This window comes from Bradyrhizobium sp. USDA 4341 (assembly GCF_054063755.1).
The window spans coordinates 852,592-865,118 of sequence record NZ_JBSSGO010000002.1; the positions used below are offsets into that span (position 1 = coordinate 852,592).

Consider the following 12,527-nt stretch of genomic DNA (forward strand, 5'->3'; position numbering starts at 1 on the left):
CGATCAGAGAGACTGGCCGACCGGAACGAGGGTCGGCTGGTCCCGTTCGGTCCGGCGCGCGGCGAAGCGCTCGGCTTGCAGAACCGCCAATGTCAGCACGACGATCGCGACCGCCTGGTGCGTCAGCGCCAGATCGATCGGCACCTGATGCAGCAGCGTCAGGATGCCGAGCGTCGCCTGCAGCGTGATCGCCGCAACGAGCCACCATGCGCCCGCAATCACCGCACTTCCGGCGCGTGCACGCACCGCATCGATCGCATGCGCGATCGCCAGCGCGAACAGCAGGTAAGCGGTCATGCGATGCTCGAACTGCACCGTCAGCGTGTTGTCGAACAGGTTGCGCCACCACGGCGTCTCGAACCAGAGACGGTCGGCCGACGGAATCAAGCCGCCGTCGATCTCAGGCCAGGTGTTGTAGACCCGGCCCGCGCGCAGGCCCGCGACCAGCGCGCCGAAATAGAGCTGAACGAAGGTCAGCACGAGCAGCACCGCGCTCGTGATCTTCAGCCTGAGCGGCGCAATCACGGATGGACGGTCCGTCAAGCGCCGCAGCGTCCAGACAATCGCCGCGAAGATCAGGAGCGCCAGCACCAGATGCGTCGCCAGCCGATACTGCGACACCTCGACGCGCTCCGAGAGGCCGGACGCCACCATCCACCAGCCGACGCCGCCCTGCAGCGCGCCGAGGCCGAAGATCACCCATAGCCGCCGGCCGAGCTCGCCGCTTACCGCGCCGCGCCACAGGAAATACAGGAACGGCAGCAGATAGGCGGCGCCGATCACCCGGCCGAGCAGCCGGTGGCTCCACTCCCACCAGAAGATCGTCTTGAATTGCTCGAGCGTCATCCCGGCGTTGAGCTCGCGATATTGCGGGATGGTCTTGTAGCCCTCGAAGGCCTTCGTCCACTGCACCTCGGTCAGCGGCGGCAGCGCGCCGGTCACCGGCTTCCATTCGACGATCGACAGGCCGGACTCGGTGAGCCGCGTGGCGCCGCCGACCAAGACCATCAGCGCGATCAGGGCGGCGACCGCGATCAGCCAGACCCTGACGGCGCGGAGCTGCGATGGTTGTGCGGAAATACCGGCCATTTCGCCCTGACTTGATTGGATTTTCGGGCCCCTTATAGTCCGGCCCGCAAGCGGCGCAAGCGCCGCCCGGAGCCTCGTTCGGATCAATCCGGAACGAAGCTCGAGAATCTTGTTTTGACGCGTTTTCTTAACGCGAACCGCTGTCCGCTTCGCTCGAAAACGCTCTGGATCACGAGTCATACATATCCGCCATGGCCATACGCACCCGCAAATTGCTCGGAACCATCGCCCTGCTCATCCTGGTCGTGGTGTGGTCGCTGCTTGGCATGACGGTCGCCCAAACCCCCTGGCTCGCCAATTCGGGGCTGCTGCAGGCGATCTTCTACGTCGTCGCGGGGCTCGGCTGGGTGCTGCCGGCGATGCCGATCGTCTCCTGGATGTCGCGGCCCGACCGCGCCTAGGTCCCGCCCTCGCCGCGCGCATGCCGCGTCGGCCGAACCGGTGCGAACATCACACCCGAGAGCAGCACGCGCATCATCCGCAGCGATCGCACGCGGCCGTCCCATGCGATGCGCGGCAATGCGTAGAGGTTGGTGCGTCCTTGCGCCTCGACGACCCCTGATATGGTCGACACCGCGCTGGCGAAGCCGGCCTCCTCGGCCATCACGACATGCGGACGGCGGAACGCGTCGCGGTCCCCGAAGGGGAATGCGAAATGCTTGATCGGCCGCCGCAGCGCGCTCTCGGCGACCGCCTTTCCCATCGCCATCTCGCGCTGCGCGGCCGCATCCTTCAGGCTCGACAGCGCCGGATAATTCACGGTCGCGCTACCGAATGTCACGTTCGGATCAGCCGCAAGCTTCGCCAGATCCTGCCAGTCGAGCGACGCGCTGCGTGACAATTGCGCCGCATCGGCCGAATAGCGCCGGCCGAGATCGTTCACCGCATAGGACAGATCAGGCGGCGACAGCTTGCGCAGCCAGCCGGACAGGAAATCGAACAGCTCGTATTTGTCCGACAGGCTCGAGACCACGAAATGCCGCTCCCTGCCGTCGATCATCAGGCTGATGCGGCTCTCGCGCGCGATGATGTCCTCGAGCACCAGCCACCACGCCGTGCCCACGCCGTCCGGGAAGGCCGTCGGCAGATAAAGGGTGAAGGGGACGCCGTGCCTGGCGAGCACGGGATAGCCGTGCGTGACGAAGTCCCTGGTCGCGCCATCGAAGCTCAGGCAGGCAAAGCGCCGGCGCTCCGGCAGGGTCACCGCGCGGCGGCAGGCCTCGTCGATCCCGACGATGTCGTAGTTCCAGCGCTTCAGCGCGCGGATGCTGCGATCGAGGAAGGCCGGCGTGATCTCCTGGGATTTCAGCGGCTGGAACCGGGCCCGGTGCGCAGGACGGACGCGCGCGAAGCGCAAGATCACCCCGGCGCCCCCGGCCTCGTGCTCCCGCAGACGGAAGGCGCCGCTGAAATAGGCGAGCTCCATCCGGGCTCGCCGCAAAATCCCGTTGTCCGGCGTCAAGATCCCCGCCTCTGCCCGGCGGTTCCCACACCCCGCCGCGGCATTGTTATTACTCTTTGTTGACATTTCCCTGCGAAGGTCGGCCGCAGCCGAGACCTGTAAATTAATACCTTAAAAAATTTGGGCTCCGAGATGATCATGGCGGCGGCAGTTGAAGGCCAGACGGCGGGGACGCGACCATGGCCGAACGCAATCCGCGTTGCCGGCGTCGACATCTTTCATGACCTCACTGCGGCCGAGGCGACCTGGCGCAGTCTCGAGACACCGCAACACAGCTACACGCCCTATCAGCGCTTCGATTTCCTCGCCAACTGGCAGCGCCAGGTCGGCGAGCGCGAGGGCCTGCGGCCCTTCATCGTCGTCGCCCATGACAGCGAACGCCGTCCGCTGCTGCTGTTGCCGCTCGCCGTGGAGCAGCGCCTGGGCGCGAGCTGCGCGGGCTTCATGGGTGGCAAGCATGCGACCTTCAACATGGCGCTGTACGACAAGGACTTCGCCGCCAACGCAACCGAGGCCGACATCACGGCGCTGACCGGATCAATCGCCGAGCGGTCTCGCGTCGACGCGCTCGTGCTGTGTCAGCAGCCGCTGCGCTGGCAGGACCAGCCCAATCCGCTGGCGTTGCTGCCGCACCAGGCTGCGGTGAACGATTGCCCGCTGCTAATCATCGAGCCCGGCGCAGCCCCCGCGGCGCTGATCAGCAACTCGTTTCGCCGCCGCCTCAAGGGCAAGGAGCGCAAGCTGCAGGCGCTGCCCGGCTACCGCTACCATGTCGCGAGCGACAGCACCGACGTCTGCCGCCTGCTCGACTGGTTCTTCCGCGTCAAGCCGCAGCGCATGGCCGAGCAGAAGTTGCCCGACGTGTTCGCCGAGCCCGGCGTCGAGCAGTTCATTCGCAGCGCCTGCCTGGCGCCGCGCGCCGACGGCAAGGGCTACGCGATCGACATCCACGCGCTGGAGTGCGACGAGGAAGTGATTGCGATCTTCGCCGGTGTCTCCGACGGTCATCGGTTCTCGATGATGTTCAACACCTACACGATGTCGGCGAATTCCAAGTTCAGCCCCGGCCTGATCCTGATGCGCGACATCATCGATCGCCATGCCGGCCTGAACTACCGCGCCTTCGACCTCGGCATCGGCTCGGACGAGTACAAGCGGCTGTTCTGCAAGGACGACGAAGCGATCGTCGACAGCTTCATTCCGCTCAGCCTGCGCGGCAAGCCGGCGGCGAGCGCGCTGTCGGCCATCAGCCGCGCCAAGCGCGCCGTGAAGCAAAATCCGGCGCTGTTCGAAATCGCGCAGAACCTGCGCAGCATGTTCCGCTGAGCCTCAGCTCGCCGCTTCACCCTGCTCTGCGCCGCCACTCGGTACGCCGAGCCGCCTCATCGCGTCGAATAGCAGCGCCGCGGCAGGTGACAGCGCACGCTTACGCAGCTTGATCAGGCCATAATTCTCCAACAGGAGCCGGTCGCGAAGACGCAGCATCTTGAACCGCTGCGGGTCGACCAGATCGAACACCAGCATGGGAACCGGCACAATCGCGTCGATGCCGGCGGCAATCCCGACCGAGGCAAAGAACGACTCGGTGTTGATGACCCGGCGCGGCGGCGTCACGCCGCGGCTCATGAATAGCCTCTCCAGCGCCTGGCGCATGAAGGATTCCCGCGGCTGGCAAATCCACTGCTGGTCGGCCATGTCTTCCAGCTCGACGGTCTCGCGGCCGGCCAATGGATGCTCGGCACGAACCAGCAGCACCGCCTCTTCTGCGCCGATCTCATAATAATCGAATTGCCGGGGGTCGATGCCGGCCGGAATCCTGGCGACGACGAAGTCGAACTCGAGCGCGAGCAGACGCGTGATCAATGGCGGGCTGGTGCTGACATCGAGCGAGATGTTCACCCGGTTCAGCTTCTCGCCGAGATACTGGATCACGTCGACGACCAGGTCGATGCTGGGCTTGGCGACTGTTCCGACGGAGACGGTGCCGAGCTCGCCGGACTTGTAGCCCGCGAACTCGTCGGTGACCTGGTCGAGATCGGCCAGCACGCTCTTGCCGCCGCGAATCAGGATCGAGCCATAGGCGGTGGGCTCGACGCCGCGCGCCGTCCGCTCAAACAGGGGAACCCGCGCCAGCGCCTCGATTTCGGCGAGCATCTTCGATGCCGCAGACTGGGTGATGTTCAACCGCTCGGCCGCCAGCTGCAGCTTGCGCTCATTGTCGAGAGCGACCAGCAGACGCAGCTGGCGCAATTTCAGGTTATTGATCACGGCCTGCTACCATCCTGCCCGGCAAGGGCCTCTCCGTTCCGATTAGACCGGAACGGGGCTCCAGATTCTGTCTTGACGCGTTTTCCTGCCGCGAACCGGTATCCACTTCGCTGGAAAACGCTCTGGGGTTCCCGCGCTTATACCGCGGTGCATCATGACAGTTTCGCCGTGGCTCCATTCCCAAATGCCATTAGTCACGCGGCTCTCGATTACACAACAATGAATGCAATACTTGCAAGGGCAAGGCGACGGACCGCTGCGGCCGCACGAAGGTGCCGCCCGGACAGCGCGATTACCGTGCGCCGAATCGAAAAACCGGAAGGGATGGGAACGATGAGCGACGATGTCGAGAAGCGCGCAATCGGAAAGATGATGCGGCGGCTGATTCCGTTCCTCATCCTGTGTTACTTCGTGGCCTATCTCGATCGCGTCAATGTCGGCTTTGCCAAGCTGCACATGAATACGGCGCTCGGCCTCAGCGAAGCCGCCTACGGGCTCGGCGCGGGCCTGTTCTTCGTCGGCTACTTCTTCTTCGAAGTGCCCTCCAACATCCTTCTGGAACGGTTTGGCGCGCGGCGCTGGATCGCCCGCATCATGATCAGCTGGGGCATCGTCTCGGCGGCATTCGCGTTCATCCCGCAGATGTCGGCGGCGAGCGGTCTCTCGAGCGAGTGGATCTTCTACTTCCTTCGCCTGCTGCTCGGCGCCTGCGAGGCCGGCTTCTTCCCCGGCATCATCTTCTACCTGACGCTCTGGTTCCCGACGATCTATCGGGCCCGCGTCATCAGCCTGTTCATGCTCGCGATCCCGATCTCGAGCATCATTGGGGCACCGATCTCGGGCCTGCTGCTCAACCTGTCCGGAGGCGGTCTGACCGGGTGGCAGTGGCTGTTCATCTGCGAAGCGCTGCCGTCGGTCCTGGTCGGCTTCGCTGTGCTCGCCTTCCTGCCCGACTTCCCGCGCCAGGCGAGCTGGCTGCAGCCCGACGAGATCAAATGGGTCCAGAACACCCTTGAGATCGAGCGGCAGAAGAAGGAAGCGGTGGAGCACATCTCGGTGCTGCAATCGCTCACCGATTCGCGCGTGCTGGCCTGCGCCTTCGTCTACTTCTGCCTCAATGCAGCGAGCTACGGCGTCGCGTTCTTCCTGCCCACCATCATTAAGGCGTTTGGCGTCACCGACACCCAGACCGGCCTGATCGCGGCGCTACCATTCGTGTTCGGCGCGGTCGGCATGGTGCTGCTCGGCCGCCATTCCGACAAGACCGGTGAGCGGCGCTACCATGTCGCCGGCGCACTCGTGCTCGCCGCCGTCGGCATCGGCCTGGCCGGACTGGTCTCAAGCCCGGTGCTGATCATCGGCCTGCTCTGCCTCGCGCAGATCGGCGTTTCGGCGGTGCCGCCGATGTTCTGGCCGATGCCGGCCAGCATTCTGAACGGCGCCTCGGCCGCGGCCGGCATTGCCGCGATCAACTCGCTCGGCAATCTATCGGGCTTCGCGGGCCCGTTCGCGATGGGCTATCTGAAGGACCTGACCGGTGGATTCACCGCAGGCCTGCTGCTGCTCGCGGTCGTCGGACTGATCGGCGCGCTGGTCACGATCAGGCTGCGGATCGATCCGGTCCTCGAGCGATCGATGCGCGAGCCGATGATGGCGCACTGAGGCGCCATCAGGAAGCATGTGAAGCGGCCTCCCAAAGCGAAGCGCGATGACGTCTCAAACTGAGCTCATCGCGCCCTGGAGGTCCGGTCAGGCCGCCACCACGCGCGGACCCGCCACGACCGTTTCCGACGGCGCGCAGGGCTTGCTCAGCATCGTCACTTCGGAGAAGCCGACGGCCCTGAGCTGATCGACCATCGAGCGGCGGGCATCCTGCGCCATGCCGGCGTCGGGCACGACGACAGCTTGCGCCTTTGCGGTCAGCAGTTCGGCCGGCAGGTCGACGGCCGTGCCGGCGTCGAGCAGCACGTGGTCGTAGACCCGGAGCAGCGCGTCGATCGCAAGCGCCAGCCGCGGCGATTGCAGATGCGCGCGATCGAAGCCCGGACGCCCGGCGCTGACGATCTGAACCCGCGACTGCCGATCCTTGGTGATGATCTGTGCGAACGTCGCCTCGCCCTGCATCAGTTCGGCAAGGCCGGGCGCACCGGGATCGACCGTGGCCGCCGTCAGCGCCGGCGAGGACGCGACGAGATCGACCACCACAACCTTGGCTTGACGCGCCATCAGACGGGCCAGCGTCAGCGCGGTCAGCGTGACGCTCTCGGCGGCAGCCGGGCCGAGCACCGTGACCTTGTGGGCGGCGGGACCGGCCGCGACCAGACGCTCGGCCAGCTCATCGATCTCGTTGGCCGTCCGGGCGGGCGCAGGCTGCGGCTCGCTGACGACCGGCTCATATGCGACTGCGGGGTCGGGCCTCAAATCAGGCTCGGGCGACAGGCTGGGCGCGAGCGGCGACGCGAGCTCAGGTTCAGGCGGCAGCGTCAGTGCCGGCTCGTCGACGGTCGCGGTCTCCATGACGGGTTCGCGGCGCCGGATCACTGCGGCGGCCGGCGCGAAGGCACGGCCCACCGCGCCGGGCGCGGAGATGCGCAGCAGCTCGCCGGTGATGATGATGCCGGCCGACAGCAACAGCGTCGCCAGCGTCGCGATCAGCACGATCGGCAGCTTCTTCGGATAGGCCGGCGTGTTCGAGACCGTGGCGCGCGAGATGATGCGGCCGTCGGTCGGCGCGGCCTCGATGTTCTCGCGTGCGGTCGCCTCGCGATATTTGGCGAGATAGGCTTCCAGCAGATCGCGCTGCGCCTTGGCTTCACGCTCGAATCCGCGCAGCTGGACGTCCTGGCTGTTGCTCGACGACGCCTGCTTCTTCGATTGATCCAGGCCCACTTGCAGCGCCTGGACGCGGCCATCGGCGACGCGGGCGTCGTTGTCGAGCGATCGCGAAATCTTGCCGGCTTCCTCGCGCAATTGGCGGTCGAGGTCGGCGATCTGGGCCTTCAATTCCTTGATGCGCGGATGGTTGTCGAGCAGCGTCGACGACTGCTCGGCGAGCTGCGCGCGCAGCGTACCGCGCTGTTCGGCGAGCCGGCGGATCAGCTCGGAATTGAGCACTTCCGTAGCCTCGATCGGCTTGCCACCCTGAAGCATCTCGCGGATCAGGCGCGCCTTGGTCTCGGCATCCGCCTTGAGCGCGCGGGCATTGTTGAGCTGCGTGTTCAGCTCGCCCATCTGCTGGTTCGACAGCGGGATGTTGTTGGTGCCGACGAACAGGCTCGACTTGGAGCGGAATTCCTCGACCCGCGAATCCGCTTCCGCGACCTTGCTGCGCAGCTTATCGATCTCGCCCAGCAGCCAGGTGCTGGCGGACCTGGCCTGGTCCTGCCGCGCCGCCTGCTGCAACACGAGATAACCGTCGGCAATCGAGTTGGCGACGCGCGCCGCAAGCTCGGGATCCTCCGACTGGAATTCGATCACCATGACGCGCGACTTATCGACCGCATAGGCCTGGAAGCGCTCGTAAAAGGAATCGAGCACCCGCTCTTCCGGCGTCAGGCTGAACGGGTCACGGCCGATGCCGAACAGCGCCAGCAGCGACTTCAGCGGCGAAAAGCCCCGCAGCACCGGATCGAACTCGGGGCGCTCGGCGAGCTTGTTCTTCTTGATGATGTCGCGGGCGAGATCGCGCGACAGCAGCAGTTGCACCTGGCTGGTCACGGCCTCGGCGTCGAGCGAGGTGCGCTCCAGGTCGCGCTCGCCGTTCGGGCGCAGGAAGGCATTCTCGCGGTTGTCGATCAGGATTCGGGCTTCCGACTTGTAGCGCGGCGTCACGACGTTGACGGCGGCAAGCGACACCGCAAACACGAGCACGGTCGGCACGATGATCCAGCTTCGCTTGCGCGCCAGCGCGCGCCCGAGCACATGCAGATCGAGATCTGTCGCCTCCGTCGGACGCGCCGGCCTGTCAGGAGCTGATATCGGCGAAGCCGGCTTCGCAATGGCTTCGGCGGCAACGGGCGCAGACTTCGGCAACGCCCGTTGCACCGCCGTTTCCTTGCCTCTACGCCAGAATGCAAAACGCATAACCAACTCCCGCGGACGCCGCGATTCCATCTCAATGGCGGCGATTACAGTCCATTAAGGTTGCTGCTGGGTTAATCGGCGCGGTTGACGGATGCGGCGGCCACCACCACTCCGTCATCGTTTGTTAACCATGAGTGCCGTTAATCGACGCCGATATTGTTGCGGGATTCCTCACATGCGCGATCTGCGCGCTCCCCTCGTTTGTCTGATTGCTGCGCTCGCGCTGTCGGGCTGCATGGGCCGGACGTCGCCGGTTGCCGGCGACCCGGCCCTCGATTCGATGGCGTATGGGCAGCCGGCATTTGCCGCGCCCACGCCGATGGCCGTGGCCTATGCCGAGCCCGAGCCGACGCGCGAGGCTTACAATCTTGGCCCCGGCGACAAGCTTCGCATCGTGGTCTATGGCCAGGAAGGCCTGACCAATTCCTACGCGATCGATGCGGCCGGCGCGATCACGATGCCGCTGATCGGCTCCGTGCCGGCGCGCGGCCGCACCCCTGCCGGGGTTCGCCGCCGAGATCACGGCACGGCTGCGCAACGGCTTTATCCGCGAGCCTTCGGTGGCGGTCGAGATCGAATCCTACCGCCTGTTCTTCATCCTCGGCGAAGTCCAGGCCCCCGGCCAGTACCCCTATGTACCCAACATGACGGTCGAGAGCGCGGTGGCGATCGCCGGCGGCTTCTCGCCGCGCGCCCAGCGCGACCAGGTCACCCTCGCCCATACCGATGCATCGGGCGCCGGCCGCTTTGTCGTTCCCTTGGGCACGCCGATCGGGCCCGGCGACACCGTCTTCGTCGGCGAACGCTGGTTCTGATCGATGGCACAGGATCAAAATGAGGAACGGCTGCTTCGCATCCTGCATGTCGTCCGCGCCCCGGTCGGCGGCATCATCCGTCACATCCTCGATGTCGCCAACGGCCAGATCGAACGCGGTCACCATGTCGGCATCGTCGCCGACAGCCTGACCGGCGGCACACGGGCTGATGCGGTCCTCGCCGAGATCGAGCCGCGCCTCAAGCTCGGGGTCCACCGGGTGGCTATACGCCGCGAGCCACGCTTCGCCGACTTCATGGTCTGGGCGCATATCGCCGGCCTGATCCGGAAATTGAAACCCGATGTCGTACATGGTCATGGCGCCAAGGCCGGCGCCTATGTCCGGCTGCGGCGGAGCTCGAACAAGGTGATCCGGGTCTACACGCCGCACGGCGGCTCGCTGCACTATCCGCTCGACACCTGGAAGGGCCGCTTCTACAGCCAGCTCGAGCGCACGCTGATGAACAGCACCGACCTGTTCCTGTTCGAGAGCGCGTTTGCCCGCGACACCTATCAGCGCACCGTGGGCAAGCCCTCAGGCCTCGTCCGCTGCGTCTTCAACGGCGTCACGTCGGAGGAATTCGAACCGGTCGCCAAGGCCGACGACGCCTCCGACGTGGCCTATGTCGGCGAATTCCGGCGCATCAAGGGTGCCGATCTCCTGATCGACGCGGTCGCCAAGCTGCGCGCCGACGGCAAGCCGGTGACGCTGACGCTCGGCGGCGACGGCGAGGAGTTCGAACGGCTCAAGGAGCAGGTGAAGCGGCTGTCGCTCGGCGACGCCGTCCGCTTCATCGGCCACGTCAAGGCGCGCTACGGCTTCTCGAAGGGCAGCGTTCTCGTGGTTCCGTCACGGGGCGATTCGATGCCTTATGTGGTGATCGAGGCCGGCGCTGCGGGAATTCCGATGATCGCCGCCAATGTCGGCGGCATCCCGGAAATCTTCTATACCCACACCGACGCGCTGTTCGCGCCCAGCAACGCCGGCGCGATGGCCGACGCCATCAAGGCCGCACTCGACAATCCCGCCGCGACCGCGGCGCGCGCCGAGCAACTGCGCGAACGGATTTCCGAACATTTCTCGCAGAGTGCGATGGTCGAGGGCGTCCTGGCCGGCTATCGCGACGCATTCGCCAAACATTAACCATTTCTTACACACGTAACCGTTTCTTCCGATTTGTCCCCTTAACTCGCGTCCGGGGGAATTTCACTGCTGCGCGCGGATGCTCATCTGCAAGCACAGGAATGGACGTGGACTCGTGGAACCGTTTAACGCACGCTCGATGCTGGATGCCGCTGCGTCTGCGACGGCCGCTCAGCCGCAGGTCGAACGCCGCCGCCGCCTGTCGCCGGCCGCGCTCACCGTTACCAATCAGAAAGTTCGCAGCGCCTACTCGCCGGTCGTGATCACCGGCGTGGTTCGCCTCGCCGATTTCGTGCTGCTCAGCCTGGTCGGCGTCGGGCTCTATTTTGCCTACGTCAGGCCGCTCGCCATCCATTGGGGATATATCGCATCGATCCTCGGCATGTCGGCTGCGGCGGTGGTCTGCTTCCAGGCCGCCGACATCTACCAGGTGCAGATCTTCCGCGGCCAGCTCCGCCAGATGACGCGGATGATCTCGTCATGGGCCGTCGTGTTCCTGCTGTTCATCGGCGTCTCCTTCCTGGCCAAGCTCGGCGGCGAGGTGTCGCGGGTCTGGCTGTCGTCGTTCTTCTGTGTCGGCCTTGCGGTGCTGATCGCCGAGCGGCTGGCGCTGCGCTCGATGGTGCGCGCCTGGGCGCATGACGGCCGGCTCGACCGCCGCACCATCATCGTCGGCGCCGACCAGAACGGCGAGAAGCTGATCGAGGCGCTGAACGCCGACGACGACACGGATATCCACGTGCTCGGCGTGTTCGACGACCGCAATGACGCCCGCGCGATGGACACCTGTGCCGGCTCACCGAAGCTCGGCAAGGTCGACGACATCGTCGAGTTCGCCCGCCGCACCCGCGTCGACCTCGTGCTGTTCGCGCTGCCGATCTCGGCGGAGACCCGGATCCTGGAGATGCTGAAGAAGCTCTGGGTGCTGCCGGTCGACATCCGCCTGTCGGCCCATACCAACAAGCTGCGCTTCCGCCCCCGCTCCTATTCCTATGTCGGCAAGGTGCCGACGCTCGACGTGTTCGAGGCGCCGATCACTGACTGGGATCTGGTGCTGAAATGGCTGTTCGACCGCGTGGTCGGCGGCCTGGCCCTGCTTGCGGCACTGCCGGTGCTCGGACTGGTGGCGCTTGCGGTGAAGCTCGACAGCCCCGGCCCGGTGCTGTTCCGCCAGAAGCGCTTCGGCTTCAACAATGAGCGGATCGACGTCTACAAGTTCCGCTCGCTCTACCATCACCAGGCCGATCCGACCGCCTCCAAGGTGGTGACCAAGAACGATCCGCGCGTCACCCGCGTCGGCCGCTTCATCCGCAAGAGCTCGCTCGACGAATTGCCGCAGCTGTTCAATGTGGTGCTGAAGGGCAATCTCTCGCTGGTCGGCCCGCGTCCGCACGCCGTGCAGAGCAAGCTGGAAAACCGCCTGTTCGACGAGGCCGTCGACGGCTACTTCGCGCGCCACCGCGTCAAGCCCGGCATCACCGGCTGGGCGCAGATCAACGGCTGGCGCGGCGAGGTCGACACCGACGAGAAGATCCAGAAGCGCGTCGAATACGACCTCTATTACATCGAGAACTGGTCGGTGCTGTTCGACCTCTACATCCTGCTCAAGACCCCGTTCTCGCTGCTGACCAAGAACGAGAACGCGTACTGAGATCGATTGCCCTCGC

At 65.6% G+C, this 12,527-nt stretch carries 9 protein-coding genes and 1 pseudogene; 6 read left to right on the top strand and 4 right to left on the bottom strand.

All coding sequences use genetic code 11. The features are described from left to right. Positions 1 to 3: 3 nt before the first annotated feature. Positions 4 to 1,089 (bottom strand): COX15/CtaA family protein, encoded by a 1,086-nt coding sequence (locus tag ACVIGB_RS09740; protein ID WP_456722839.1) that lies wholly within the window; start codon positions 1,087 to 1,089, stop codon positions 4 to 6. Positions 1,090 to 1,280: 191 nt separating this feature from the next. Between ACVIGB_RS09740 and ACVIGB_RS09745 the strand changes: the two genes are divergently transcribed. After that, complete coding sequence (locus ACVIGB_RS09745; protein ID WP_050400909.1) at positions 1,281 to 1,490, top strand: DUF2842 domain-containing protein; 210 nt, start codon at positions 1,281 to 1,283, stop codon at positions 1,488 to 1,490. Here the strand turns inward: ACVIGB_RS09745 and ACVIGB_RS09750 are convergent. Continuing rightward, positions 1,487 to 2,515 (bottom strand): polysaccharide deacetylase family protein, encoded by a 1,029-nt coding sequence (locus ACVIGB_RS09750; RefSeq protein WP_456725207.1) that lies wholly within the window; start codon positions 2,513 to 2,515, stop codon positions 1,487 to 1,489. The two genes, ACVIGB_RS09745 and ACVIGB_RS09750, sit on opposite strands and share 4 nt — an antisense overlap. A gap of 168 nt (positions 2,516 to 2,683) precedes the next feature. Between ACVIGB_RS09750 and ACVIGB_RS09755 the strand changes: the two genes are divergently transcribed. After that, complete coding sequence (locus tag ACVIGB_RS09755; protein ID WP_456722838.1) at positions 2,684 to 3,877, top strand: GNAT family N-acetyltransferase; 1,194 nt, start codon at positions 2,684 to 2,686, stop codon at positions 3,875 to 3,877. Between the two features lie 3 nt (positions 3,878 to 3,880). On the opposite strand, the gene ACVIGB_RS09760 is transcribed toward ACVIGB_RS09755, so the two are convergent. Next, complete coding sequence (locus tag ACVIGB_RS09760; RefSeq protein ID WP_207829860.1) at positions 3,881 to 4,819, bottom strand: LysR family transcriptional regulator; 939 nt, start codon at positions 4,817 to 4,819, stop codon at positions 3,881 to 3,883. Between the two features lie 324 nt (positions 4,820 to 5,143). On the opposite strand from ACVIGB_RS09760, the gene ACVIGB_RS09765 reads away from it, so the two are divergent. Next, positions 5,144 to 6,481, top strand: a complete 1,338-nt coding sequence (locus ACVIGB_RS09765) for an MFS transporter (protein WP_092114706.1) — start codon at positions 5,144 to 5,146, stop codon at positions 6,479 to 6,481. Positions 6,482 to 6,568: 87 nt separating this feature from the next. Here the strand turns inward: ACVIGB_RS09765 and ACVIGB_RS09770 are convergent, their stop codons facing one another. Further along, positions 6,569 to 8,902, bottom strand: coding sequence for a GumC family protein (locus tag ACVIGB_RS09770; RefSeq protein ID WP_456749133.1), 2,334 nt, complete (start codon positions 8,900 to 8,902; stop codon positions 6,569 to 6,571). Positions 8,903 to 9,077: 175 nt separating this feature from the next. On the opposite strand from ACVIGB_RS09770, the pseudogene ACVIGB_RS09775 reads away from it, so the two are divergent. The 3 genes and pseudogenes from ACVIGB_RS09775 (at position 9,078) to ACVIGB_RS09785 (ending at position 12,511) form a co-directional block, all read left to right on the top strand. Beyond that, positions 9,078 to 9,717 (top strand): annotated as a pseudogene (locus tag ACVIGB_RS09775) (polysaccharide biosynthesis/export family protein). A gap of 3 nt (positions 9,718 to 9,720) precedes the next feature. Beyond that, the gene (locus ACVIGB_RS09780; protein ID WP_456722836.1) at positions 9,721 to 10,860 is read left to right on the top strand and encodes a glycosyltransferase family 4 protein; all 1,140 of its coding nucleotides are present in this window, start codon (positions 9,721 to 9,723) and stop codon (positions 10,858 to 10,860) included. A 115-nt stretch (positions 10,861 to 10,975) separates the two neighbouring features. Then, the gene (locus tag ACVIGB_RS09785) at positions 10,976 to 12,511 is read left to right on the top strand and encodes an undecaprenyl-phosphate glucose phosphotransferase (protein WP_456722835.1); all 1,536 of its coding nucleotides are present in this window, start codon (positions 10,976 to 10,978) and stop codon (positions 12,509 to 12,511) included. The last annotated feature ends 16 nt before the right edge of the window (positions 12,512 to 12,527 follow it).